Source organism: Methylococcales bacterium, from assembly GCA_030949405.1.
Taxonomy (GTDB): Bacteria; Pseudomonadota; Gammaproteobacteria; order Methylococcales; family Methylomonadaceae; genus WTBX01.
In genome coordinates, this window is the sequence record JAUZSN010000002.1 from 754577 (window position 1) to 779604 (window position 25028).

30 protein-coding genes are annotated in these 25028 nt (G+C 36.9%); 11 read left to right on the forward strand and 19 right to left on the reverse strand.

Going from position 1 to position 25028, the window contains the following annotated elements:
- The 4 genes from Q9M50_03980 to Q9M50_03995 all read left to right on the forward strand — a co-directional run bounded on the left by Q9M50_03980 (position 1) and on the right by Q9M50_03995 (position 4164).
- On the forward strand, positions 1-1251 hold the full coding sequence (locus Q9M50_03980; protein MDQ7089789.1) for a heme biosynthesis HemY N-terminal domain-containing protein: 1251 nt from the start codon (positions 1-3) through the stop codon (positions 1249-1251).
- A gap of 62 nt (positions 1252-1313) precedes the next feature.
- On the forward strand, positions 1314-2360 hold the full coding sequence (gene purM, locus Q9M50_03985; GenBank protein ID MDQ7089790.1) for a phosphoribosylformylglycinamidine cyclo-ligase: 1047 nt from the start codon (positions 1314-1316) through the stop codon (positions 2358-2360).
- Between the two features lie 480 nt (positions 2361-2840).
- Complete coding sequence (locus Q9M50_03990; protein ID MDQ7089791.1) at positions 2841-3137, forward strand: hypothetical protein; 297 nt, start codon at positions 2841-2843, stop codon at positions 3135-3137.
- 664 nt (positions 3138-3801) lie between these two features.
- Positions 3802-4164: a helix-turn-helix transcriptional regulator gene (locus Q9M50_03995; protein MDQ7089792.1), complete on the forward strand. Its 363-nt coding sequence runs from the start codon at positions 3802-3804 to the stop codon at positions 4162-4164.
- Positions 4165-4313: 149 nt separating this feature from the next.
- On the opposite strand, the gene Q9M50_04000 is transcribed toward Q9M50_03995, so the two are convergent.
- The 8 genes from Q9M50_04000 to Q9M50_04035 all read right to left on the reverse strand — a co-directional run bounded on the left by Q9M50_04000 (position 4314) and on the right by Q9M50_04035 (position 8407).
- A complete protein-coding gene (locus tag Q9M50_04000) occupies positions 4314-5150 on the reverse strand; it encodes a hypothetical protein (GenBank protein ID MDQ7089793.1) in 837 nt (278 codons plus the stop codon).
- 202 nt (positions 5151-5352) lie between these two features.
- Positions 5353-5625 carry a transposase family protein gene (locus Q9M50_04005; protein MDQ7089794.1) on the reverse strand — a complete coding sequence of 91 codons (273 nt, stop codon included), beginning with the start codon at positions 5623-5625 and terminating at the stop codon, positions 5353-5355.
- Between the two features lie 135 nt (positions 5626-5760).
- The gene (locus Q9M50_04010) at positions 5761-6165 is read right to left on the reverse strand and encodes a transposase family protein (GenBank protein ID MDQ7089795.1); all 405 of its coding nucleotides are present in this window, start codon (positions 6163-6165) and stop codon (positions 5761-5763) included.
- A 22-nt stretch (positions 6166-6187) separates the two neighbouring features.
- Positions 6188-6340: a hypothetical protein gene (locus tag Q9M50_04015; protein ID MDQ7089796.1), complete on the reverse strand. Its 153-nt coding sequence runs from the start codon at positions 6338-6340 to the stop codon at positions 6188-6190.
- Positions 6337-6531 carry a hypothetical protein gene (locus Q9M50_04020; protein ID MDQ7089797.1) on the reverse strand — a complete coding sequence of 65 codons (195 nt, stop codon included), beginning with the start codon at positions 6529-6531 and terminating at the stop codon, positions 6337-6339. The genes Q9M50_04015 and Q9M50_04020 overlap by 4 nt, the downstream gene beginning before the upstream one ends.
- A gap of 65 nt (positions 6532-6596) precedes the next feature.
- Positions 6597-7115, reverse strand: coding sequence for a transposase family protein (locus Q9M50_04025; GenBank protein MDQ7089798.1), 519 nt, complete (start codon positions 7113-7115; stop codon positions 6597-6599).
- Between the two features lie 138 nt (positions 7116-7253).
- Entirely contained in the window at positions 7254-7400 is a 147-nt protein-coding gene (locus tag Q9M50_04030) for a hypothetical protein (GenBank protein MDQ7089799.1), read from the reverse strand.
- A 221-nt stretch (positions 7401-7621) separates the two neighbouring features.
- The gene (locus tag Q9M50_04035; protein ID MDQ7089800.1) at positions 7622-8407 is read right to left on the reverse strand and encodes a hypothetical protein; all 786 of its coding nucleotides are present in this window, start codon (positions 8405-8407) and stop codon (positions 7622-7624) included.
- A 235-nt stretch (positions 8408-8642) separates the two neighbouring features.
- Between Q9M50_04035 and Q9M50_04040 the strand changes: the two genes are divergently transcribed.
- The 3 genes from Q9M50_04040 (at position 8643) to Q9M50_04050 (ending at position 14052) form a co-directional block, all read left to right on the forward strand.
- Positions 8643-10145 carry a DUF6399 domain-containing protein gene (locus Q9M50_04040; GenBank protein MDQ7089801.1) on the forward strand — a complete coding sequence of 501 codons (1503 nt, stop codon included), beginning with the start codon at positions 8643-8645 and terminating at the stop codon, positions 10143-10145.
- Positions 10146-10352: 207 nt separating this feature from the next.
- Complete coding sequence (locus Q9M50_04045; GenBank protein MDQ7089802.1) at positions 10353-11855, forward strand: DUF6399 domain-containing protein; 1503 nt, start codon at positions 10353-10355, stop codon at positions 11853-11855.
- A gap of 490 nt (positions 11856-12345) precedes the next feature.
- On the forward strand, positions 12346-14052 hold the full coding sequence (locus tag Q9M50_04050) for an N-6 DNA methylase (protein MDQ7089803.1): 1707 nt from the start codon (positions 12346-12348) through the stop codon (positions 14050-14052).
- A 10-nt stretch (positions 14053-14062) separates the two neighbouring features.
- On the opposite strand, the gene Q9M50_04055 is transcribed toward Q9M50_04050, so the two are convergent.
- The 7 genes from Q9M50_04055 to Q9M50_04085 all read right to left on the reverse strand — a co-directional run bounded on the left by Q9M50_04055 (position 14063) and on the right by Q9M50_04085 (position 17397).
- Entirely contained in the window at positions 14063-14245 is a 183-nt protein-coding gene (locus tag Q9M50_04055; GenBank protein MDQ7089804.1) for a hypothetical protein, read from the reverse strand.
- Between the two features lie 60 nt (positions 14246-14305).
- Positions 14306-14971 (reverse strand): DUF6399 domain-containing protein, encoded by a 666-nt coding sequence (locus Q9M50_04060; GenBank protein MDQ7089805.1) that lies wholly within the window; start codon positions 14969-14971, stop codon positions 14306-14308.
- Positions 14965-15306 (reverse strand): hypothetical protein, encoded by a 342-nt coding sequence (locus tag Q9M50_04065; protein ID MDQ7089806.1) that lies wholly within the window; start codon positions 15304-15306, stop codon positions 14965-14967. The genes Q9M50_04060 and Q9M50_04065 overlap by 7 nt, the downstream gene beginning before the upstream one ends.
- Positions 15307-15365: 59 nt before the next feature.
- On the reverse strand, positions 15366-15806 hold the full coding sequence (locus Q9M50_04070; GenBank protein MDQ7089807.1) for a hypothetical protein: 441 nt from the start codon (positions 15804-15806) through the stop codon (positions 15366-15368).
- Between the two features lie 29 nt (positions 15807-15835).
- Entirely contained in the window at positions 15836-16873 is a 1038-nt protein-coding gene (locus Q9M50_04075) for a hypothetical protein (GenBank protein MDQ7089808.1), read from the reverse strand.
- A gap of 5 nt (positions 16874-16878) precedes the next feature.
- On the reverse strand, positions 16879-17109 hold the full coding sequence (locus Q9M50_04080; GenBank protein ID MDQ7089809.1) for a helix-turn-helix transcriptional regulator: 231 nt from the start codon (positions 17107-17109) through the stop codon (positions 16879-16881).
- 150 nt (positions 17110-17259) lie between these two features.
- The gene (locus tag Q9M50_04085; GenBank protein MDQ7089810.1) at positions 17260-17397 is read right to left on the reverse strand and encodes a hypothetical protein; all 138 of its coding nucleotides are present in this window, start codon (positions 17395-17397) and stop codon (positions 17260-17262) included.
- Between the two features lie 70 nt (positions 17398-17467).
- On the opposite strand from Q9M50_04085, the gene Q9M50_04090 reads away from it, so the two are divergent.
- Positions 17468-17626 (forward strand): hypothetical protein, encoded by a 159-nt coding sequence (locus tag Q9M50_04090; protein MDQ7089811.1) that lies wholly within the window; start codon positions 17468-17470, stop codon positions 17624-17626.
- 334 nt (positions 17627-17960) lie between these two features.
- Here Q9M50_04090 and Q9M50_04095 read toward each other — a convergent pair whose 3' ends face one another.
- Entirely contained in the window at positions 17961-18302 is a 342-nt protein-coding gene (locus tag Q9M50_04095; GenBank protein MDQ7089812.1) for a hypothetical protein, read from the reverse strand.
- 85 nt (positions 18303-18387) lie between these two features.
- Here Q9M50_04095 and Q9M50_04100 point away from each other — a divergent pair, with 85 nt between their 5' ends.
- The 3 genes from Q9M50_04100 to Q9M50_04110 all read left to right on the forward strand — a co-directional run bounded on the left by Q9M50_04100 (position 18388) and on the right by Q9M50_04110 (position 20716).
- Positions 18388-18864, forward strand: coding sequence for a hypothetical protein (locus tag Q9M50_04100; GenBank protein ID MDQ7089813.1), 477 nt, complete (start codon positions 18388-18390; stop codon positions 18862-18864).
- Between the two features lie 139 nt (positions 18865-19003).
- Entirely contained in the window at positions 19004-19342 is a 339-nt protein-coding gene (locus Q9M50_04105) for a hypothetical protein (GenBank protein MDQ7089814.1), read from the forward strand.
- A 318-nt stretch (positions 19343-19660) separates the two neighbouring features.
- The gene (locus tag Q9M50_04110) at positions 19661-20716 is read left to right on the forward strand and encodes a transposase (GenBank protein ID MDQ7089815.1); all 1056 of its coding nucleotides are present in this window, start codon (positions 19661-19663) and stop codon (positions 20714-20716) included.
- 84 nt (positions 20717-20800) lie between these two features.
- Here the strand turns inward: Q9M50_04110 and Q9M50_04115 are convergent, their stop codons facing one another.
- The 3 genes from Q9M50_04115 to Q9M50_04125 all read right to left on the reverse strand — a co-directional run bounded on the left by Q9M50_04115 (position 20801) and on the right by Q9M50_04125 (position 24950).
- Positions 20801-21616: a phytanoyl-CoA dioxygenase family protein gene (locus Q9M50_04115; GenBank protein MDQ7089816.1), complete on the reverse strand. Its 816-nt coding sequence runs from the start codon at positions 21614-21616 to the stop codon at positions 20801-20803.
- A 125-nt stretch (positions 21617-21741) separates the two neighbouring features.
- A complete protein-coding gene (locus Q9M50_04120) occupies positions 21742-22884 on the reverse strand; it encodes an iron-containing alcohol dehydrogenase (protein ID MDQ7089817.1) in 1143 nt (380 codons plus the stop codon).
- Positions 22881-24950: a sulfotransferase gene (locus Q9M50_04125; protein MDQ7089818.1), complete on the reverse strand. Its 2070-nt coding sequence runs from the start codon at positions 24948-24950 to the stop codon at positions 22881-22883. Before Q9M50_04125 ends, Q9M50_04120 begins: the two co-directional genes overlap by 4 nt.
- Positions 24951-25028: the final 78 nt, after the last annotated feature.

The following is a 25028-nucleotide window of genomic DNA, read 5'->3' on the forward strand; positions in this document are numbered from 1 at the left end:
ATGAACAAAAAAAAGATTATTTATTTTCTAAGCTTAGCTTTTATAATAGCAATACCGCTGTATTTTATTTATGCTTGGCTAAGCAGCCAAGAAAACCCAGGTTATGTTTTAATCGGTTTCGGTCATTGGTCGCTAGAAACAACAACCGTTGTTTTTACAATTGCTTTACTCATTAGTTTTGCCGTTTTATACACGACTTTTAGATTATTAGGCTTGTTATTACGCTGGCCGAGTAATGTTATTACACGTCGTCAACACAGTAAATCAGATCGGTCTCAACACGCGCTGATTGAAGGATTAGTCGATTCTGCGGCAGGAAACTGGGAAAATGCCGAAAAAGTATTAATTCGTCATGCCTCTAATAGTGGTGCGCCGTTACTGCATTATTTAACTGCGGCACGGGCCGCACAATCACGGGGTGCGATTGATAAACGGGATGAATACCTTAAAAAAGCGGCGGCTCAAAGCACAAATGTTGATATTGCAGTCGGGCTTACACAAGCCGAATTAAACTTATCAGAACATCAATTTTCTGATGCAGTAAAGACCTTAACCCAATTAAACGCTATTGATCCCACCCATGCCAGCGTTTTAAAATTATTACATCAAGCCTATCAAAATTTAGGTGACTGGGATGGATTGAGAAAACTCATTCCTGCGTTACATAAGCATAAAGTACTCATGGAAGCTGAAATAAAGCTGGTTGAAACCGAAACCTACAGTCGTTTATTAAAACAAGCGGCCGAAAAAGCAAAAGTAGTTGATATTCAGACCTTATGGAAAACCATCCCTTCCCACATTCAAAAGCTGAATGAAATTAAAACGATTTATTTTTCTGCAATGATTATTGCCAGTGGCGGGGCTGAAATTGAAACAGCGGTTGTTGATGCGATTACGGATGACTGGAATGAAACCTTATTGGTTATCTTCGGTAATATTAAATCGAATCATTATGTGAATCAACTATTAACCGCTGAAAAATGGGTCGCCTCTCACCCAGAAAACCCTGTGTTATTACGGATGTTAGGAAAATTAAGTTTAAAATGCGATCAGCCTGATAAAGCGAATGATTACTTATCAAAAAGTATTACCTTAGAGCCGACCGTTGCCGCGTATCAATTACTCGGTGATTTATTTTATAATAAAAATGATAAAAATAAAGCCAGTGAATGTTATAAATACGGCTTAGAATTAGCCTCTAAAAAAATCGAAAATAATGTTGAAGGGATTTATTCCGATGCCACATTATAAACATAACCCCCCTACTTAGTCTTTAAACTCAGACTATTTTCACATTAAAGTAAAAGAGATACATGGCGAATCAAAAACACCCTCAAGGCCTTGATTATAAAAGTGCAGGCGTTGATATAGAAGCGGGAAATCAATTAATTGACCGAATCAAACCTATTGCCGCTAAAACGCGTATTCCAGGCGTTATGGCAGGATTGGGGGGTTTCGGTTCTTTATTTGAACTTCCTTTAGAGCGTTATCAGCAGCCTATTTTAGTCTCAGGTACGGATGGTGTTGGAACTAAATTAAAATTAGCGGTTGAATTAAACCGTCATAATACGATTGGCATTGATTTAGTGGCGATGTGTGTTAATGACATTATTGTTCAAGGAGCCGAATCGTTATTTTTTCTGGATTATTTTGCGACAGGAAAATTAGACATCGAAACTGCAGCCTCGGTTATTGAAGGAATTGGCAAAGGCTGTGAACTCGCAGGAGCTGCATTAGTTGGCGGGGAAACGGCTGAAATGCCTGGAATGTATGCGGACGGTGAGTATGATCTTGCAGGGTTTAGTGTCGGTATTGTTGAAAAATCAAAAATTATTGATGGCAGTCAGGTTAAAGCGAGTGATAAATTAATTGGTATCGCCTCCTCTGGCGCGCATTCTAATGGCTATTCACTTATTCGTAAGGTCATTGAAATGAATGATATTTCTTTGAATGAAACCTTGAATGGAACAACGTTAGGGGAGCTTTTATTAGAACCGACACGTATTTACGTTAAACCATTACTTTCATTATTAAAAGTAGTTAATGTTCACGCCCTTGCTCATATTACAGGCGGCGGCATTACTGAAAATTTACCGCGTGTTTTAGCTGATAATTTAAATGCTAATGTAAAACTAGCGTCATGGACTCAACCTGATGTGTTTGGATGGCTACAAACCCAAGGTAATATTTCCGAGGCGGATATGCTCACCACATTTAATTGCGGCTTGGGAATGATTGTTTGTGTCGCTCCTGAAGATGAACAAGAAACGCTTCGAGTTTTAGAGGAACAAGGGGAAAATGCTTTTTCTGTTGGAGAAATTGTTACTAGTGAAGGCCCTGCAAAAGTTAATTATTTGTAACTTCAATTCACGTTCACTTCGTTTCTAAACAAAGAGACTGTGAATGAAAAAGTTATTAACTGACTATAATACTTTTTTCATCATTCCACTTTTTATTTCCCAAAAATTTAAGTTCAAAGTATCAACTGAAAAATAAAGGATACCAAATAGTGTGGTAGTAGATTTTGCGGCTACCAACTTAAGACAGGACACTATCAAGCAAGACTTAACCTAAACTTGCCCCATCTTAATTGGTAGCCCAAATTCATGCTTGGGTATTGATGACCAACCATGTAACATCTGCTGTGTACTCCAATGAAAAAAAATGCTATAAGTAAGACCATGCAAGATGTCGGTAGGCTTTATGTAGGTTACTTTAACAAGAGTTACAAGAGAACAGGTACTTTGTGGGAAGGTCGGTACAAATCAAGTTTAGTGCAATCTGAATATTATTTGTTAGCAGTTTACAGATACATTGAGTTAAACCCTGTACGTGCTACTATGGTTGACGATCCTGCTGATTATAGTTTCTCCAGTTATCAAATTAATACTTTAGGTAAACGTTCTGATTTATGGATGCCACATAGTGAGTATTTGTTTTTGGGTAATGATGATAAAAATAGGCAACAAAACTATAGGTCATTATTCGAGCAACGACTTAATGATAAGCTAATTGATAACATTCGCAAAATCACGAATAAGGGCATGGCGATTGATAATGAGGATTTTATTGCACAGATTAAGGTGTTAACAGGTCATAATTTGGTTAGTGTAAACAGAGGGAGACCTGTTGGATGAAGAAAGAGAAAATATAATTAACACTGACTCTTTATTTCCCTTTATTTCCCTTAACACTGACCCTTTATTTCTTTATCTGTAATATCAGTGATAATTTTTGAATGATAAACGTTGTTTTATTTCAATTTTGGCAAAGCTTACCCAAAGAAGGCAAATAGCCTAATTTAGTGTAAACCAGAAAAACGATGCAAAAAATTGCTCTTTCGTATCTGGATGTGATTAGGTTTATGCCCTCACACGGTATAGATTACGACCATAACGCCGCTTTGCACGCTCTATACTATTGATTTTTTAAGGTACAGCCGATAATGACTTATATCGCTGGGAATGTCCTACCAAGAACACTGTACTTGTTTTAATGCCCAATTCATTTTAAAAAAATCAACCACTCATAGCGTTCCGCTTTGCAAATCCCCACAGTAACGGATGATATTCAGATAGCTTGTGCCTGCCGTCTACAGGTTAAATACGTTTATATGCTTACCGACACACAAGCCACCCATGTTATTGGTCGCAAATCAGTTGTTAAATCCAACCTTTGCGACAATTACATTTTTTGTATTGCTTAACTTGACTACTTATAGGTAGACTACCAAGAAATAATTTTGCACTATTTTTAACCATTGGTAATAAATTGTCAATAACTTTATTAGGAGATTTTAAAATGGAAATGGGCGACCGAATAAAAAAAACACGGAAAAGTAAAGGATGGAGTCAAACACAATTAGCTGAAAAGATAGGAATTACATCTGGAGGGCTATCTGGATTAGAAACAAACAAAAAATATACCTCAAAAACAACTCTCATTAAACTTAGTGAAGTTTTAAATGTAAGCGCGGATTATTTACTGACTGGAAAAGAGGGAACAAATGAAATAAGTGCAGAAGAACGCGAAATTTTAGATGTTTTACGCAAAGATGCAGCAATGACTAACGCGGTAATGGAAGTTGCCAAAGTTAAAAGAAAAGCAATGAGTTATTTAAGCGGTTACACGGAAATTAATGCACAAGGTTTAGAATCACCTTAAATAATAGCCGTGTACCATTAAAAGTATTAAGGAGCGAATATCAAGAGGTCGGAATAGCAATAACTGGGTAATAATTTTACCTAGCCCAGTTATTTTGTACATATACATAGATAATCAAGGAAAATTAGTTATGTTGGCTCATTTGGTGGCTAAGACGACAAAGCAGAATTAATTTTTAAAAATAGGTTATCTTTTTCACTGTTTAAATTTAAAACCAACTTAGATAGAGCTTCTCTATTTTTTACTGAACCATTGCTTAACGCAAGAACTTTTTCCATTTGATATTTAGAAATATCTAAATTAAAAACCTCTTTTACAAAAGATAGTTTATTTGTTTTTGCATTTCCGATAGTGATTTTCATCAACAACCAACTTTGTAAATTAATATCTTTATTTATACGGGAAATAAGTTCACCTTTACTCGTTTTAGTATTATTAAAAATACTTTCTAAATCAGTAATTTTTTCATCTTTTAGGTTTCGTAACGTAAATAGTATATTTTTGGTTACAACTGCTTTTGAAATATTTTTATTTAGATAAGATATCAAAAGCAAGTCTACAATATGCTCATTTACAAAGTTAAAATCAAATCCATTATCAAATGCGAGATTATGAATCATAATTATATTGATAATATTTCTTCTAAAAATGGGCGATTTTTTATATTGTTTAGCTAGTTTCAAAGCACCGTCATTTTTATTTTCAATTTTCATTTTGTAGATTTGTACAATAGCTTTAAAGTCATCGTCAGATAAAGACTCAACAGATTTATCTAAATAATAAATCTCTTTAATTGTTTCGCTATCGCTTAAAAGAATATTTTTATTTTCTTTAGAAATTCCATTTTTTGATGCTTTTATAAAAAACTTATAAAATCTTTGGAGAAATTTAGATTCATCATCATCATTTAAATTGAGATTGGAATATTTTTCTAAACTATCCAAACCATCAAAATGTTTAATAAGTGTTTTTGGGGCTGGAAGCAATCCTAAAATATCACCCTCATTTTTTATTTTTGTAAGTAATTTTACAGAAGAGTTTGGTGTTGTTTTGACATTCTCGACTCTTATTTTTTCTGGAATAGAGTTTCTTAGAAGATTAAAAGATTTTTTTAATCCTTTAGTTGTAGATATAAAAACATCTTTCTCTTTATCTATAAATTTATTAGACTTGTTCTTTAAGAAGAAGTTAATATATCATGTTAAAATTCCATAGGATAGCCGCTAAAAAAGAAAATAAATCTTTTACACCTTCTTTTTTATTTCTAAACTTGTCAACTAGGCATCTATATCTTTTCATTCCACCGATTACATGCTCAACAATGACTCTTTCACGACTCATCTCTTTGTTTTCTTTTTTTTGATTTTCTGTTAATGTTGGGTTTGGATTATGCTTAGATTTATTTGGTTTTTTATGAGGAATATTTACCGAATTAGTTTTATATTCATTATTAAACCCCAAATAACCTAAATCAATAAATATATTAAAATTACTAAACCAATTTAATTCTGGATTAAATTCTTTTTAAACATTCCATAATCATGATTTTTACCGGAAAACTAACCCCAATATATAAAATTAAATGACCTAAAGAAGCTATAGTGGTATTTTTAATTGTATGCTGTTTTTTTTACCACTGTAAAATTCATTTTGTTCTTCATAGTCACTAGGGCGTTGTACAGCACGCTCTGTAGCATCTATTATCAATGTTTGAACTCCGCCAAAAGCCTGCTGCATTTCTTCAGGGGTTGAAAAACTTGTTGCAGGTAAAACATTAAATATATCTAACGTCTTTATTAAAATTGGAAATAATTTGTATACATGAGTATGGGCGCATGATTTATTCATATTAAAAGAAAACCCTAAGTGATCGAAAGTAGAATAGCACTTCATATAATTTAATATAAATAATAATTTGTCTGCGGGTGTTTTTAATGTGCTATCTAAACCACTACCGTATTTTCTTTCTTTATTTTCATGTTTTTCTTTTTGATCTTCAATAGACTTGTTCTTTAAGAAGAAGTTAATATATCATGTTAAAATTCCATAGGATAGCCGCTAAAAAAGAAAATAAATCTTTTACACCTTCTTTTTTATTTCTAAACTTGTCAACTAGGCATCTATATCTTTTCATTCCACCGATTACATGCTCAACAATGACTCTTTCACGACTCATCTCTTTGTTTTCTTTTTTTGATTTTCAGTTAATGTTGGGTTTGGATTATGCTTAGATTTATTTGGTTTTTTATGAGGAATATTTACCGAATTAGTTTTATATTCATTATTAAACCCCAAATAACCTAAATCAATAAATATATTAAAATTACTAAACCAATTTAATTCTGGATTAAATTCTTTTTTAAACATTCCATAATCATGATTTTTACCTGGAAAACTAACCCCAATATATAAAATTAAATGACCTAAAGAAGCTATAGTGGTATTTTTAATTGTATGCTGTTTTTTTTACCACTGTAAAATTCATTTTGTTCTTCATAGTCACTAGGGCGTTGTACAGCACGCTCTGTAGCATCTATTATCAATGTTTGAATTCCGCCAAAAGCCTGCTGCATTTCTTCAGGGGTTGAAAAACTTGTTGCAGGTAAAACATTAAATATATCTAACGTCTTTATTAAAATTGGAAATAATTTGTATACATGAGTATGGGCGCATGATTTATTCATATTAAAAGAAAACCCTAAGTGATCGAAAGTAGAATAACACTTCATATAATTTAATATAAATAATAATTTGTCTGCGGGTGTTTTTAATGTGCTATCTAAACCACTACCGTATTTTCTTTCTTTATTTTCATGTTTTTCTTTTTGATCTTCAATAAGGGTCTTTTCAAATAGAGATAATAGTAAAATAAAATGTTCTGTTTTTAATCCTGTTAAAGCTCTTAACTGTCTATCATCATAAATTCTTGGTAAAATTTCTTTTATTTTCATGTTATACTTTGATTTTTATTTTTTATAGAAATTTATTATAAAGCTTATTTATTATTTTTAATAATTTAATTTAAAGTTTATTTATTAGGCTGTATCAACTGATTGTGAGTGTTATCAAGTATATATAAGCAATTGATTTTAATATATTTTATTTAGAAGAACAAGTCTAATAAGGGTCTTTTCAAATAGAGATAATAGTAAAATAAAATGTTCTGTTTTTAATCCTGTTAAAGCTCTTAACTGTCTATCATCATAAATTCTTGGTAAAATTTCTTTTATTTTCATGTTATACTTTGATTTTTATTTTTTATAGAAATTTATTATAAAGCTTATTTATTATTTTTAATAATTTAATTTAAAGTTTATTTATTAGGCTGTATCAACTGATTGTGAATGTTATCAAGTATATATAAGCAATTGATTTTAATATATTTTATTTAGAAGAACAAGTCTATTAAATAGATCAAGGTTCATCGGTTTTTGATTTTCCATATAACGTTACCTTTTTATAATAATGCGTTTATCTTTTGAATAAATTGATTTTTAATTTGATTTAAACCTGATTCATTTTCAAGTTGAGAAATAATAGCAGGTTTTATTTCATCAACAAATAGTTCTTTTATCTCTTTATAAATTTTATAATTCTCATCTAAACTAGCATTAGAAATATGATCTATGTCAATTTCAGATAATGATAAATATAGAATTTCAGAGAGTTCAGAAACAAAAACTGCTTTATTTTTTTCTGCTGGAGTATTAAAAAATGGAGATAAATTTTTATCATTACTTAAAATTTCATCTTCAAATATTTTGCAAATGTGAGTTGATATTTCTTTAAAATTATCTAGACCATAATCAGAAAGATTATTATCTTTACTTTTTATTAATTTTTTTCTAATCCAATTTCTATCTTTGTTCAAAACAATTTCCTTATCCACGAAAGATAACATTGTTTTTAAAACTTCTACAGATATAGACCCGCCTTTATCTTTTGCAGGAATAGTAAAAGACCCATCTTTTTTATATCTAGTTTGATGTCCAAATAATTTCCATATTTCTGGATTATATACAAATTTTCCTGATCCAACTTTAGATAACTCTTTAGCTTTTTTTACGATATTTCCATAGCTAATGGACGTTGTCATTTCATTTGAAGTAACCGCAATGGGCTGATAATTTAGATCTAAAAATATTTCTGTAACAATTTCTGGAACTTCTGTATGAACTTTCATAGCTGTTATCTCATAATTAAGAATTAAAGATTTTAGCTCACTATTTAAATCTTTGAACATAAAACCTTTCAACATAAAAGCATCATCACTGTCTTTAAAGTTGAGGCTACCAACTTAAGACGGGACAAAATAAAGAACTAACTGCGATATTCTTGTATCATAGGTTAATGACTAAAAAAACAGAACAACACAGAAAATACGCGCAGCTAGTCACGCAATTATCGCTGAAATTACAACAACAGGCAAGCAAACTGTTCGTAACTTAGCTTCAATTGTTGGTCGCTCAAAAAGCAGTGTGCATCGTCATCGTCAAGCGCAAACAAAGCGAAATCGACATCCTGAATCATCATTATGGGAAACCGAGGCAGGTAGTTCTTGGCAAAGATTAATGGTGTTTTCCGCCTTGTATGTCTTTGGATTAAAGGCAGGCGTAGGTGCAGAGACTTTATCGCTGTTTTTTAAAATGATACGGATTGACACCCATGTGGGCGTATCACCCGACGCACTGCGGACTCAAATCAATAAAATGGAAGTCTTATTGCCGCAGTTTCAGCAAGAATGCGAAAAAAGTGTGAAAAAACAAACACGTAAAGTTGTTGCTGGGCTGGATGAGACTTTTTTCGGCAACTTTATGATTTTAGTTTTAATGGACTTACGTTCTGGCTATCTTTTGTTGGAAGATATTAGTGATGATAGGTGCTACGATACTTGGTATAAAAAGGTTTCGCCACGATTAGAATCATTAGGCATTGAGGTTAATCATGCGATTAGTGATCGCGCTAAGGCGTTGATAAAAATGGCAGTGACGGGGTTTAAGTGCGAATCGGGGGCAGATATTTTTCATGCTCAACAAGATATGAGTCGCTGGTTAGGCGCGAAAATCGGCAGGCGTGCAGCAAGGGCTGAAAAACAGCGGCAAGCAGCGCAAACCGCAGAGTCTACTGTTTCTAAAACGGCAACGATGCAGAAAATTATTGGACTTAAAACAACACGGATAACGGCTGAAAAAGAGCTTGAAGAAGCCAAAAAAATACAAACAGATTATCACGAAAACTTACAAGGGATTGCGGATGAAGTTCATCCTTTTTCACTCAATGATAGTCGTAGAAACGATGCGGAACAGGTTGAGAAGTTGCTAGAGTTAAGAGCGCGAGCCTTTGAAAAAATAGCGGAAAAACAAGGGATTAACGATCATAAAGGCGTGATGAAAAAGTTTCGTAATCAAATAAAACCGTTAGCGGTATCCATCAGTTTTTGGTGGCTTTGGGTACGCGAAACCTTGCAAAATTTGGGGCTTGATGCGGATACCGAATATTGGTTGACCACAACATTATTACCCGTTGTTTATTGGCATCAGAAAATGGAACAAACTAAAAGCCGCAGGTCAAAGGAAAACTATCGAAAAGCTTGGGAAACCGCGTCTGATAAGCTCAAATCAGACCCATTTAGTGCAAAGTTATCAATCAGTGAAATGCAGCGATGGCTAACATTGGCGGAGCATATGGCAAGGCAGTTTCAACGCAGTTCATCTGCGGTGGAAGGGCGAAATGGCTGTTTATCGCAAATGTATCGCAATGGGCGAGGTTTGAATAAAAAGCGATTAAACGCGTTGACGGTCATTCATAACTACGGAATCAAACGTGAGGATGGCACAACCGCCGCCATGCGTTTATTTGATACCGAGTTTCCAGACTTGTTTTCATGGCTACTGAATGAAATGGGCGAGTTACCGCTTCCTAGAAATAGTCGAAAGCGTGTGTTTTCTAACCCTTTGAAATTGCTGGATGTCCCGTCTTAAATTGGTAGCCGAATAGGGCTACCAACTTAAGACGGGACAAAATAAAGAACTAACTGCGATATTCTTGTATCATAGGTTAATGACTAAAAAAACAGAACAACACAGAAAATACGCGCAGCTAGTCACGCAATTATCGCTGAAATTACAACAACAGGCAAGCAAACTGTTCGTAACTTAGCTTCAATTGTTGGTCGCTCAAAAAGCAGTGTGCATCGTCATCGTCAAGCGCAAACAAAGCGAAATCGACATCCTGAATCATCATTATGGGAAACCGAGGCAGGTAGTTCTTGGCAAAGATTAATGGTGTTTTCCGCCTTGTATGTCTTTGGATTAAAGACAGGCGTAGGTGCAGAGACTTTATCGCTGTTTTTTAAAATGATACGGATTGACACCCATGTGGGCGTATCACCCGACGCACTGCGGACTCAAATCAATAAAATGGAAGTCTTATTGCCGCAGTTTCAGCAAGAATGCGAAAAAAGTGTGAAAAAACAAACACGTAAAGTTGTTGCTGGGCTGGATGAGACTTTTTTCGGCAACTTTATGATTTTAGTTTTAATGGACTTACGTTCTGGCTATCTTTTGTTGGAAGATATTAGCGATGATAAGTGCTACGATACTTGGTATAAAAAGGTTTCGCCACGATTAGAATCATTAGGCATTGAGGTTAATCATGCGATTAGTGATCGCGCTAAGGCGTTGATAAAAATGGCAGTGACGGGGTTTAAGTGCGAATCGGGGGCAGATATTTTTCATGCTCAACAAGATATGAGTCGCTGGTTAGGCGCGAAAATCGGCAGGCGTGCAGCAAGGGCTGAAAAACAGCGGCAAGCAGCGCAAACCGCAGAGTCTACTGTTTCTAAAACGGCAACGATGCAGAAAATTATTGGACTTAAAACAACACGGATAACGGCTGAAAAAGAGCTTGAAGAAGCCAAAAAAATACAAACAGATTATCACGAAAACTTACAAGGGATTGCGGATGAAGTTCATCCTTTTTCACTCAATGATAGTCGTAGAAACGATGCGGAACAGGTTGAGAAGTTGCTAGAGTTAAGAGCGCGAGACTTTGAAAAAATAGCGGAAAAACAAGGGATTAACGATCATAAAGGCGTGATGAAAAAGTTTCGTAATCAAATAAAACCGTTAGCGGTATCCATCAGTTTTTGGTGGCTTTGGGTACGCGAAACCTTGCAAAATTTGGGGCTTGATGCGGATACCGAATATTGGTTGACCACAACATTATTACCCGTTGTTTATTGGCATCAGAAAATGGAACAAACTAAAAGCCGCAGGTCAAAGGAAAACTATCGAAAAGCTTGGGAAACCGCGTCTGATAAGCTCAAATCAGACCCATTTAGTGCAAAGTTATCAATCAGTGAAATGCAGCGATGGCTAACATTGGCGGAGCATATGGCAAGGCAGTTTCAACGCAGTTCATCTGCGGTGGAAGGGCGAAATGGCTGTTTATCGCAAATGTATCGCAATGGGCGAGGTTTGAATAAAAAGCGATTAAACGCGTTGACGGTCATTCATAACTACGGAATCAAACGTGAGGATGGCACAACCGCCGCCATGCGTTTATTTGATACCGAGTTTCCAGACTTGTTTTCATGGCTACTGAATGAAATGGGCGAGTTACCGCTTCCTAGAAATAGTCGAAAGCGTGTGTTTTCTAACCCTTTGAAATTGCTGGATGTCCCGTCTTAAATTGGTAGCCTATTCTTTCCATGCCTCATAGTTTTTAGCGTGATTACGAAGGGATATAGTGAGATAAGTGAAATGCAATCTATAGAAGCAAATCAAATAATAGATTTTGTCTGTTATCTTGTAATTGCAACTAGTTCTATTTTGTATATCTATCGTCTACACGAATCAAGCATACAAAATATAACAAATCGCTGCACCGGACTAATTACTCGCTGGCGCTCGTAATTAGCCGGTGAGCTCAAGCGTTCTCGGCGACTGAGCCGCCGAGAACGCGGTGCTGACTTCGTCAAGCACCTTGTTCTGTCGCCTTGCACCAGAACAAGCTACTAGACCCGTCACCCCATAATATGAAAACCTTGCTACACAAGCTCCACATATCACAGGCTGCGGGTCAGCACCGCGTTAGCTGCCTCAAAATATAGTGCATCTCAACTATTGACATCCCTCAATAAAATGAATACTATAAGTAGCATTATTGAGGAGAGTATTAATGCAAGTAGTTGAGCGGTATAACCATGTAGAATCAAGAAAACAAGAAGGTGCGCACTACACGCCAGCTGTTTTTTCCGACTTTATATCTGAAAATATTATTTTTAATGCGAGCCTCAAAAAATCTATAAGGATAGTTGATCCAGCAGTTGGGGATGGCGAATTACTTATAAGTTTGATAAAAGCTTTAAAAAACCAATCCTTCAATGATATTGATGTTTACGGCTTTGATACAAATCCTGAGTCAATTGTAATCACTAGAAATAGATTAAAAACACTATACCCAGACATTACACCAATATTACAAAATAAAGACTTTTTGCAAGTTTGTATAGAAAAAGGCAATCTATCTGATTCACAGGATTTATTTTATTCAAGTGATATACCAAATTTTGACTTGTTAATAGCGAATCCTCCATATATACGGACACAAGTTTTAGGTGCAGAGCAAGCACAGCTATTAAGTAAAAACTTTGGTTTAAAAGGACGTGTCGATATTTATCAAGCATTTTTGGTTGCAATGAAATCAGTCTTAAAACCAGATGGTGTTGCTGGTGTGATTGTGTCTAATCGCTTTCTAACAACTAAAGGGGCAGGGAAATTCAGGGAAATAATTCATAATCAATATTCAATTAAAGGAATATGGGATTTTGGTGACACCAAAGTTTTTGAAGCGGCTGTTTTACCAGCAGTGATGATTCTTACACCCCAAAATAAAAATAGAAATTCCAATATCCCTTTTTCGTCTATCTACATGGTAGATAGTGAAAATCATGAAGGAGACATTCCTTTTGTTGAAAGCCAAATTCAAGCCCTAAAACATGATGGTGTTGTTTCTTCTAAACAAGGAAATTATTACGTTAAAAATGGATATTTAACATTTGATTCAAGTCCATCTGATTTGTGGAGGCTTCAAAATTCGACATCTGAAAAATGGCTTGATATGGTTGAGTCTAAGACTTGGTGCTTATTTAAAGATATAGGAAAAGTTCGAGTTGGCATAAAAACAACAGCTGACAATGTTTTTATTCGATCAGATTGGCAAAACGAAGTTGGCTATGAGCCTGAGTTATTGCGACCATTAACAACTCACCATGTTGCTAGCAGATTCAAGTGTAATGAAAACGCAAAAAAGGCAATTCTTTATACCCATACCATGGTAGATGGGAAAAGAGAGACTTTTAAAATTAATCAGTTCCCACTTTCTAAACGCTATCTTGAAAAAAACAAAGAGCAACTTAGTAATCGGAAGTATGTGATTAAAGCAAATAGAAGCTGGTTTGAAATATGGGTTCCACAAAACCCATCATTTTGGAAGCAGGAAAAAGTAATCTTTCGTGACATTAGCGAACGCCCAACATTCTGGTTAGATAAAGAAGGAACTGTTGTAAATGGAGATTGTTATTGGTTGTTACGCGATAATAAAGAAATGCCTGATGATATTTTGTGGCTAATATTGGCTATAGCCAATTCAGGTTTTATAGAGAAATTTTATGATATAAAATTTCAGAATAAACTGTACTCAAACAGACGGAGATTTATTACTCAGTATGTTGAACAATTCCCTGTACCAAATCCAGATCATATAGAATCCAAGGCATTAATTGCTTTAGCTAAAAAATGCTACAAAGAAACGGATGCTAAAAAACAAATTATTATCGAAAATGAAATTGATGAAATAGTTTGGTTAGTTTTTAATGTTGCATAATAAACAACAGTTATGGGTTAAAGACAGATTGCCCTTGAATAACTTCAAAAAACCCCATTGGTATTGACCGCTGACATTTATAACTTTCTTCTGCTACATAGGTAAAATGCAAGCCAAGCTTACTTCCCTGACATAATATAGCTCCTTCAACTATGTTGGTTTTTGGGTTGGAAAGAGCAATAAAGTAACGCATATTTCTAGTTGTAAAACCTCTACAGTCTGGAACTTTAAGTTCAAATTCTGGGCTACCAATTTAAGACGGGACATCCAGCAATTTCAAAGGGTTAGAAAACACACGCTTTCGACTATTTCTAGGAAGCGGTAACTCGCCCATTTCATTCAGTAGCCATGAAAACAAGTCTGGAAACTCGGTATCAAATAAACGCATGGCGGCGGTTGTGCCATCCTCACGTTTGATTCCGTAGTTATGAATGACCGTCAACGCGTTTAATCGCTTTTTATTCAAACCTCGCCCATTGCGATACATTTGCGATAAACAGCCATTTCGCCCTTCCACCGCAGATGAACTGCGTTGAAACTGCCTTGCCATATGCTCCGCCAATGTTAGCCATCGCTGCATTTCACTGATTGATAACTTTGCACTAAATGGGTCTGATTTGAGCTTATCAGACGCGGTTTCCCAAGCTTTTCGATAGTTTTCCTTTGACCTGCGGCTTTTAGTTTGTTCCATTTTCTGATTCCAATAAACAACGGGTAATAATGTTGTGGTCAACCAATATTCGGTATCCGCATCAAGCCCCAAATTTTGCAAGGTTTCGCGTACCCAAAGCCACCAAAAACTGATGGATACCGCTAACGGTTTTATTTGATTACGAAACTTTTTCATCACGCCTTTATGATCGTTAATCCCTTGTTTTTCCGCTATTTTTTCAAAGGCTCGCGCTCTTAACTCTAGCAACTTCTCAACCTGTTCCGCATCGTTTCTACGACTATCATTGAGTGAAAAAGGATGAACTTCATCCGCAATCCCTTGTAAGTTTTCGTGATAATCTGTTTGTATTTTTTGGCTTCTTCAAGCTCTTTTTCAGCCGTTATCCGTGTTGTTTTAAGTCCAATAATTTTCTGCATCGTTGCCGTTTTAGAAACAGTAGACTCTGCGGTTTGCGCTGCTTGCCGCTGTTTTTCAGCCCTTGCTGCACGCCTGCCGATTTTCGCGCCTAACCAGCGACTCATATCTTGTTGAGCATGAAAAATATCTGCCCCCGATTCGCACTTAAACCCCGTCACTGCCATTTTTATCAACGCCTTAGCGCGATCACTAATCGCATGATTAACCTCAATGCCTAATGATTCTAATCGTGGCGAAACCTTTTATACCAAGTATCGTAGCACCTATCATCGCTAATATCTTCCAACAAAAGATAGCCAGAACGTAAGTCCATTAAAACTAAAATCATAAAGTTGCCGAAAAAAGTCTCATCCAGCCCAGCAACAACTTTACGTGTTTGTTTTTTCACACTTTTTTCGCATTCTTGCTGAAACTGCGGCAATAAGACTTCCATTTTATTGATTTGAGTCCGCAGTGCGTCGGGTGATACGCCCACATGGGTGTCAATCCGTATCATTTTAAAAAACAGCGATAAAGTCTCTGCACCTACGCCTGCCTTTAATCCAAAGACATACAAGGCGGAAAACACCATTAATCTTTGCCAAGAACTACCTGCCTCGGTTTCCCATAATGATGATTCAGGATGTCGATTTCGCTTTGTTTGCGCTTGACGATGACGATGCACACTGCTTTTTGAGCGACCAACAATTGAAGCTAAGTTACGAACAGTTTGCTTGCCTGTTGTTGTAATTTCAGCGATAATTGCGTGACTAGCTGCGCGTATTTTCTGTGTTGTTCTGTTTTTTTAGTCATTAACCTATGATACAAGAATATCGCAGTTAGTTCTTTATTTTGTCCCGTCTTAAGTTGGTAGCCAAATTCTGGACTGAATTTACCCAAATCAACCGTTGGTGAGTCTTGAATTTTAACCTCCAAAGCTTGATTGCGAAGATCAGGATAACCACCAGCAAGTAACTCATCATCCCTAATACTATAGCCAAGTGCATCGGCAAATATTTCTTCAAGCATTTGACCTCTATTTTTAGTTGCTGCTGGCGCAATATTTCTACCAATTATTTTGTCTATGACAATATCCTTAATAATTGAAAGTGGTAGCAATGATTCAGAAGTTGGTTGGTCGTGAATGCTAAAACGTGATAGGTTTTTTAAATTAAGTTCATGCCCAATAGCATCATCATAAAATAATATTGAACTTGGCTCTTCTAACACGAACTGTCGCAATGTTGAGGAAATAATCAGCTGATTTTTTATTGTAGGTTTACCAAATGCACCAAATTTATTTACAATGTATTCAGGTGTTAGTACTGCAATAGCAGAAATAATGTGATTCTCTGGGTCAACTTTTACCAAAATAAATCTAACTTCGCCAGACTGAAGAGTTTCACCATTTGAATATTGGATTTGAACAGATTCAGATGACGGGTTTCTATTCCAAACTTGAAGATTATACGATTTGCCAGTTGTTACGATATATGTGTCGACATATTCTAAAAGGATTTTAGGAACACCTTTTGGCGGAATCACATCATAAATATTGTTATTTGCAGTTTCTGGTGGATTAGAATTGATTAATTTATCAGCTATCAATTTGCGAATATTTGAACCATCTGTTCTGGATTTTCCTGTTAGAACAAATTTTGCATTTATCAATGGTTCAAGTTTTATTGCTAAATTTTGTAGAGAGGTTAAAAGACTCTTGTTACTTGGTGGTATTTTCAATCTTGCATCCATATTAATCACTTCGCTTTATCGGTTAATAAAGTAGGTACATCCACATTTAAAGCCAAAGCCAAAACTTCTAATGAGCTTAATGTTACATTCCGTTCACCACGTTCAACCGCCCCAACATAAGTACGATGAAGTCCACATTTATCGGCAAGCTCTTCTTGTGATAAATTCATATCACTGCGAAGCTTTTTGATGTTATTGGATAATGTTTTTGTTAAAATTTGGCTTGGTTTTCTCATGCGAGTATAATAAGTATTTTGATGCTTATAAGTCTACAGACTATGAGTAGCAAAAAAGCAGCTAATCGGGTAGCCAAGGGTATCTCACCCTCAGCCCCCACACCACCCTGCGTGCGGATCCGCACAGGGCGGTTCATTAACCCAGTGTTACTAACACTTAATCCAGCTATTACTTACATAGAATAGCCCTTGTCGTTTAGACAAGTTTTCATCAAAGGTTGGGGTTATGTTTTCACGCTGACGATGACCTTTTCCTGTCGGAAAATAGGGCTTCTTCAAGTTAAACATTCCTCTTACCTTTTGGTTAATGTTCAGCCCTTCACCGTGTCCCAACCATTACGATGGGCGTTTGATTACTATGGCTTCTGCTGACTTCTGCTTAAACAATCAATCCATTACTGAATTGACCGCCGTCGATTTTCCATCACATTCGCTCTCTTTGGTTGATGGATTCCAAAAAGCCAAGACATTTTCTAACCCTGCGCCTTTTACAGGTTTCTTATCGACTGCCTGTTAAGCAGACCTCCCCAGATAAGAACATGAACTGTCACGCCACAACCTCATCATTTACGTTATCTCACAAACCTTGGGTTTCGTTGTCTTGTGCCAACTCACCTCAGAGACTACGCCTAATATGATATTTCTGTTCGTAGGCTTGTCGTTTTGCACTTAGGTTTCCTTCTCACAACACTTCCAGCAACTCCCGCCCCAGGTATTATTTTTTTATTTTAAAATGAGTACAAAATTTTATGAATAAGTCACCCTTCGGCAAGATAAACCGACTAAATTTACTAGGTAAACTATTTTATATTAATACGCAAGAAGAAGAAATTATATAACCTTTAATTATTTTATGAGCTATCAAAACCCTCTTTTATATCAATATTAGGTTCTAATATATACGGCTTATGTTTATTTATAATTGATAAATAAAAAATTTCCCAATCTGGAATAAAATAAGACAGGAATAAAGCTGTCATTTTATGCCATAAATAAGTTTTTGTTCTAAATTTTTTTCTAGCGTTTTGAAATAATTCACAACATTCTTCTTGTACTTGATCAATTAGAAAAGCTAACATCATTAGCATTGAAAATACTGTTGCTAAATGAATTTTTCCATGACCATAATTATGTTCAAAGTTATAACCTTTATTCTTCAGCGTATTATGGAATGCGGATTTAATAAAACCCAAAAATTAATAAATTATATTAGTTGGTAACAAGCTTTGAATCAAGTATGCTCTATTGTTATGAAAATACAAAATTATCCAGTAAACATTGAAGCGCAAATGCGCAATTTTTATAATAGCTTATCGGAAAAAGACCGTCGCCATTACTCGCGGTCAACAGGAATTAAAAACCGACCTATCTAATGAAAAGCAACGCATTCGCAAATCAGGAGGAGGACGTAACTTTTTACTGCCAACCCTTGATGGAATAGATGAGGTATTTTTAGACGTATTGAAAAATAACACGGCGGGATCACCCATGGATGAAACGATAAAATGGACAAATTTATCGCGCCCTGCTATCGCGAAAAAGCTTGGGGAACAAGGCTTTCCAATGAGTGTAACGGTTGTTGATAGACTGTTGAAAAAACATAATTTTCGTCCACGGCAAGCTTTTAAAGCCGAGGCAGGAAAGTCTAATATCCCTTATCGAGACGAACAATTTAAGAATATTGAACGCCTCAAGCAGGAATATACAACACAGGGAGATCCTGTTTTGAGTATGGATGTTAAAAAAAAGAATTAATCGGTAATTTCTTTCGTGCAGGTACGCTTTACACACAAGAAATTATCAATAATGGTATCTACTTTAAATCTCAGGGTAAAGATAAAATTTCTAAAATAGATTTGACAACATATCATAAAAGAACGAACATTTACATACTTTGAATATCCACGACCTACAGGCTGAAACTAACGCCATTTATCAAGAAATCGCTCAAATTGAAAGTAGCGAAGCGCAGGATATTGTCAAAAAAATATTCAATCTTATTGAACGCTTAGCCAGTGATAAATTGTCTTTAGAAACTGAATTACAGCAACTTCGTGACGAGGTTAATCGCTTGAAAGGTGAGCAGGGAAAGCCTGATATCAAACCCAATAAAAATAATAAGGGTGATGATATTTCATCCGAAGACGAACGTAAAAAGCACAAGTTGACGCGCAAAAAGAAACTAATAACGACACTGAAAATACGGACTCGGATAAGAAAAACGCCGCCGTAAACCCAAGATCCCACGAGTTAAAATCGACCAAACGCTAAAATGCCTACTCGACAAAACTGGCTTGCCTAGCGACTTAGTATCTAAAGGCTTTGCGGAAGTGGTGATTCAAGACATTGTCATCAAAACCAATAATATTAAGTATCTCCGTGAGATTTTTTATTCACCTTCTGAAAATAAGTATTACCGCGCCCAATTGCCTGAAGGCGTTCGAGGTCAGGGCGAATTTGGTATTGGAATTCGTAGCTTGATTCCCATGCTTAAGATGATGGGCGTGACCGAAAAACCCATGGTCGGTTTTTTGAAAATATTGGCATTGTGGTGTCGCCGACTTATGTTTCTCAGCAATGGACAGGCGGTTATGACTGGGCGCATCAGGAAAAAAGCGAACTTTATCGCAGCGGTATTCTCAACAGTGATTACGGGCAGATTGATGATACCAGTGCGCGAGTCAACGGTGATAACCACTATTGTCAGGTGGTCTGCAACGACTTGTTTACCGATTATTTCACCACCAAACACAAAAACCGTTTATCGGTTCTGGACGTGCTGACCGATTATGCGCCACGTCATTATATCTACAATCAACAGGCTCAATCCTTGCTTGACGAGTTCAAGTTAGCTGATAAAGCACGGGCAAAAGTTGATGCTCAAATACCTGTCAATACAGTGATGAATGAAGCGCAATTTAAGTTGCACTTAGCGATCTTAAATACATTAGGCGTGAGACAGGTAGCGCATGTCACCGAAGCTTGTGCCATTGCCTATTATCAGCAACAAACGGATTTTCCTGTTATTGAAACCTTGCTTGCAGACGATGCGCCGCAATTCAAATTACTGACGGAACATTTGGGGTTATGCTGGGTTCACGATGCTCGCCACTACAAAAAACTCCGTCCAATTCTGGAAATACATCAGCAAGCATTAGCCGATTTTCGAGGGCTCTATTGGGAGTATTATAAGGAGTTGCTTAACTATCAAAAAAATCCCAGCCCCGATAAAAAGGCATGGTTGTTAACGCGATTTAATGAATTGTTTGCAACCACAAGCGATTATGAAGACCTCAATGATCGCATCGCCAAAACACTGGCGAAAAAGACCGAATTATTGCGAGTTTTGGAACTTCCGAAATTACCATTACATAATAATGCAGCCGAACTCGGCGCAAGAAGACAAGCGCGTGCGCGAGACATAAGCTTCCAGACTCGAAATGAGAAAGGCACGAAAATCAAAGACAGTTTTATGAGTCTTGCTGAAACGGCTAAAAAACTAGCCGTGAGTTTTTATGATTATGTTTATGACCGAGTTAGTGGTGAATTCAAAATGCCGTCTATGGCGAATCTTATCGCTCAAAAAGCGCAAAGTTTGCAGGTCTGATATTTGTTTTACCCTGAAATTTAAAGTAGATACATCGTAACGTTGACTCGATAGTATTTGACAAACCAAGTTTAACTATTTTTATTAAGCAATTGCTTTTAGATACTCCTCAGGATCTTTGTTGTACCAATTCCAGTCTTTAGCATTGGGATCGAATCCTATTGTGTAAATTCCATCCTTAATAGCAGAATCTGGCAGTTTCTCTAAAGGTAGACAGGAATGAGCCTCCAGACCTTCTGCAAAAGGTCGGTTCGACATGGCATTGTAATGACAATGCATTAGAATACGAGTATTGTCAGTTGTATTTTGTTGAGAACCATGGACTGTATTGGGGTGGAAAAATACGGTATCACCAATATCCATTTCACAGTCGACGATTTTTAGATCCCTCAAGGCTCTTTCTATGTGTTTTGGATCAGACTCGACTGTATTGCCTATCTCAATACGGTCAATACGCCCCAACAGATGAGATTTTTCAATGACTTGAAGGCATCCATTAGCCTTGGTGTTCTCGGTGACAGCAATCGAACAGTCTGTCGCTTTGTCCGGAAAAGGAACACCATCGTCATACCAGGAAGGAAAGGCCTGATGCCAACGAACGATACTTTTATCATGGGGTGGCTTTTGCACAATTTTAGAATACATATGATAACATTCCCCGCCTGCAATGGTTTCAGCAATCTCGACCATGCGTGCTGTCCGGGTTATGGCGCTGACCAGACTGTCGTTTAAACCAGTCCAAACAGATGCACCCCAAGTATGTTCTGTATTATCAACCACGGTTTTTAGGGAAACGGCAAGATTGGGGTCTGACTGACAAACTGCCTGAACCAGTTTCATCTCTTCATCATCAAATAATGCGCGAACAACCACGTATCCATTTTTCCGAAAAAAAGGCAATCTCATCCTGGGTTAAAGGACGAATTGAACGTTTTTCAGATACAGGTTTTTGTTTCATATCTTTTCTCCTTACTTACTTACTTACTTACTTACTTACTTACTTACTTACTTACTTATCTTTTTGTTTAAAAAATGTCGACTAAGACTTCTTCCCGCTCTGCATCGGAAAGTTTGTAATTCAGACTCTGTACTGGATTCTTATTCATAAGGTGCAGGATTTCCTTCTTACTTGAGGACTCGATACCGACATCTTGGCATTTGATCGGACAACCCAGGTCAGAGAAAAACTTCTCGAACGATACTATGGTGTCTTCCACCGAAGGGTTCCCAAATAACTCCTGTCCCAGTTCTGAAATTCTTTCACCAGCCCTGTTACGCATTACCTTCATCCAGGCGGGGTAAATGATAGAAAGTGTGGCTCCATGCGGGGTATCGTAGAGAACGGAAAGGGTATGACCAAGGATATGAACACCCCAATCACCGGAAGTTCTGCCATATATTGTCAGGCTATTCAAAGCATTGGTGGCCGCCCACATAATCTTTGCCCGAAGTTTGAAGTTCCCCAGATCTTTCATTAAAGCTGGACCATATTCCATGGCTTCCTTAATGATGGATATCACGAATCGATCAGAAAGAGAAGCGTCACCTTTACCAAACCAGGCTTCGAGGCAATGAGCCACTAGATCCACTATTCCGTAAGCAGTATAGTTTTCTGGAGCCGAAAGCGTATAAGCGGGATCCAGGTATGAATGCATCGGAAACATCAGTTCATGTTTGAATCCTAATTTCTGCTTGTTTAGGCGGTTCTGAAGTACTGCCGTCGAATTCATCTCCGTTCCGGTAGCAGCTAGTGTTAATACGGCAAGGATGGGGACTGCTAACTTCGGCTCATATTCTTTCGTCATCACCTCCCAAGCATCACAATTCTCTGCAATACAGATGGAAATGAGCTTGGCTGAATCTATGACGCTGCCACCCCCCACAGCCACGACCATATCCACTTCATTTTCCCTGCCTATTTGCGTAGCTTCCATTACATCATTTACCGATGGATTGGGCTTGATGCCACTATATTCTGTAACTTTAATATTGTGCTGCTTAAGGCTACCAATAGTATCCAGGTAGCTTCCATTTTTAAGGACTGAACCACGCCCATACACAAGTAAAGCGTGGTTTCCAATCCGTGAAGCATGATTTCCAATTTCATGAACTACGTCGTGACCAAAATGAAGTCTGGTCGGATTAAAGGCTGTAAAATTCTCCATCATAGTGCTCCATTATTCTTTAAATATTCATTGAATCTCTCATTTACCACACTGGCATCAAGCCCAAACTCTTCTAAGGAATAACTGTATTTACCATGTTTATATCGGGGGTTATTAGTTATATATTTATCCAGGTTATTAGCCATGACTTGACTATATTCGTAACCGAAATGATCATAAATCTGCTGGACTGTACCCACGGGATCTTTGACAAGATTATCGAATGGTATGTCACAAATCTGCCCATCAGAGATTGCTGTTCGTGCTTTCATTCCCTGTTCAATCTGGTGGGACAATATATCCAGGGTTTCTTTGCCTATTATTTGAGAATCAACTTTGTCTGAATAAGCGGGACGCAGTTTCTCGATTAAGCGACTATAGGATGCAGTGACTTTCAACGGTTCTCGGTGTGTTTGAATAAAGTGAGCATCAGGAAATACGGCTGTCAATGCAGATAAATCACCCATGTGGAATGGATTTTTTAGTACCCAATGATCTGCTGACCATTTCCAGCTTAACAGTTGCAGTTGATGACGATAGTAGTCATAAACTGGTGTCATATCCTGAGTTTTAAGCCATTCGGTATAAGATGGAATAGACATTAAGAAGCTAAAACTAATGGACATAAAATCATGTTGTAATAGCCAGAGACATTCTTCAGGTGCATTGGCATTATACTTGTGCATTGCTGTTGACTCAGGATTAAACATTTCATATGCCTTAAAGCTTTCTTGAGTCTTCTTGATTCGAGAATCAGTGGCTACCGTTTTTGGATCAGGTGATGGTGATGGTGTAAATGCCTCCCATAAATGTAACCATCGGCTATTCGGGTCTTGAGCCAATAGATTATGTAGGTGTGTGGAACCCGTTCTTGGCAAACCCATAATAAATAAAGGTTGTTTAATCGGGGTCTGTAAAATGTCAGGATGTTGTTTAAAATCATTCTGCATCTGTAAACGATTGACTAATAATCTGATAATCAATTGTTGAACAAGGTTCTTACCCATTGCATGCAGCTGCGCTTCTTTATTAGTTGATTCAATAAGCTGCTCTAAACCAATCAGGAAGCGTTGATTGCCAAAGTCATCCAGACCTGCTTTTTGTTGTGCGGTTTCTAAAAGGAAATCTTTGCTGAGATCGGTTTGATTTATGGTTGCAACTTGAGCACCTTCATTAGTGCTTTGAGTTTTTGGTGCCTGGCAGAAATAGTGTTTCATTTTCTGTGCAAGGACTTGTACATTCGGATGGTGCCACATAGTGACATGATCACCAGGCACCTCTTCAAAAATTAAGTTGGGAACAAATTTAAACCAGGGTTTTTCATTAAGTCGTGGATAATAGATGTCGCGCTCTGCGGCTGCATAATAAACCGTGAGCCCATGATATATTTTAGGTGAATAGCTCACATTCATAACACGTAGCTCTACGAAAACGTCCCAAAACTTTTTCCAGTCATCAAGGGTCGCATCTGTAGGTAGCATGTCACCAATCCAAGGTGAGTTTTTAATGAAATATCTTAATTGCTCATCAAAATTGTTAAATTGCTGATACTCACTTAAATGGCTTTCACCATTCCTCTTTGGTGTACGCAAATCTGCGAAATAAATCATAGTTTCGAGTGGCGTACCAAACTCAGACTTGTTCCAATTAGGTTTGTCAGCTTCAGTTTCCCAATGGGGCTTGTCAATTAAGGCCAAGAAACCGACCTCTTCTCCTTGTACGGTCAACTGTTGTGCCATTTCATAACTGATATAAACACCACCACTATAGCCACCAATATTATAGGGACCTCTGGGTTGAACCTGGCGAACAGCTTCAAGGTAGTAGGCTGCTATTTCTTCAATACGGGTAAAGCTTCGGTTTTCATTGATCCATTTAGGATGTTGTAAGGCATAAATGGGTTGTTCAGGGTCAAGTACATTGGGTAAGTTGACATAGTTATGCGTATTACCTGCAATAGGGTGTACTAAAAAAATGGGGAGAATATGATGACTACCTTCACGGAACTTAACTAGACAAGCAGGCAAGTTATGTACTTCCTCTGCTGTTGGATCTATGATCTGTGCCAACTCGGCAATGGTATTTGCATTGAGCAGATCATTAATGGTCAGGTCTTCTTTGAGTGGTATCTACTTTAAATCTCAGGG

Coding starts and splice junctions, on each gene's coding strand:
- Q9M50_04030 (MDQ7089799.1), bottom strand. CDS start 7,400: ATGAAAATAAAAGAAATTTTACCAAGAATTTATGATGATAGACAGTTA.
- Q9M50_04120 (MDQ7089817.1), bottom strand. CDS start 22,884: ATGATGGAGAATTTTACAGCCTTTAATCCGACCAGACTTCATTTTGGT.
- Q9M50_03990 (MDQ7089791.1), top strand. CDS start 2,841: ATGGTTGACGATCCTGCTGATTATAGTTTCTCCAGTTATCAAATTAAT.
- Q9M50_03995 (MDQ7089792.1), top strand. CDS start 3,802: ATGGAAATGGGCGACCGAATAAAAAAAACACGGAAAAGTAAAGGATGG.
- Q9M50_04025 (MDQ7089798.1), bottom strand. CDS start 7,115: ATGAAAATAAAAGAAATTTTACCAAGAATTTATGATGATAGACAGTTA.
- Q9M50_04085 (MDQ7089810.1), bottom strand. CDS start 17,397: ATGTTTAACTTGAAGAAGCCCTATTTTCCGACAGGAAAAGGTCATCGT.
- Q9M50_04065 (MDQ7089806.1), bottom strand. CDS start 15,306: ATGGCAGTGACGGGGTTTAAGTGCGAATCGGGGGCAGATATTTTTCAT.
- Q9M50_04020 (MDQ7089797.1), bottom strand. CDS start 6,531: ATGTTTAAAAAAGAATTTAATCCAGAATTAAATTGGTTTAGTAATTTT.
- Q9M50_03980 (MDQ7089789.1), top strand. CDS start 1: ATGAACAAAAAAAAGATTATTTATTTTCTAAGCTTAGCTTTTATAATA.
- purM (MDQ7089790.1), top strand. CDS start 1,314: ATGGCGAATCAAAAACACCCTCAAGGCCTTGATTATAAAAGTGCAGGC.
- Q9M50_04090 (MDQ7089811.1), top strand. CDS start 17,468: ATGGCTTCTGCTGACTTCTGCTTAAACAATCAATCCATTACTGAATTG.
- Q9M50_04075 (MDQ7089808.1), bottom strand. CDS start 16,873: ATGGATGCAAGATTGAAAATACCACCAAGTAACAAGAGTCTTTTAACC.
- Q9M50_04035 (MDQ7089800.1), bottom strand. CDS start 8,407: ATGTTCAAAGATTTAAATAGTGAGCTAAAATCTTTAATTCTTAATTAT.
- Q9M50_04080 (MDQ7089809.1), bottom strand. CDS start 17,109: ATGAGAAAACCAAGCCAAATTTTAACAAAAACATTATCCAATAACATC.
- Q9M50_04055 (MDQ7089804.1), bottom strand. CDS start 14,245: ATGCGTTACTTTATTGCTCTTTCCAACCCAAAAACCAACATAGTTGAA.
- Q9M50_04015 (MDQ7089796.1), bottom strand. CDS start 6,340: ATGAGTCGTGAAAGAGTCATTGTTGAGCATGTAATCGGTGGAATGAAA.
- Q9M50_04050 (MDQ7089803.1), top strand. CDS start 12,346: ATGCAAGTAGTTGAGCGGTATAACCATGTAGAATCAAGAAAACAAGAA.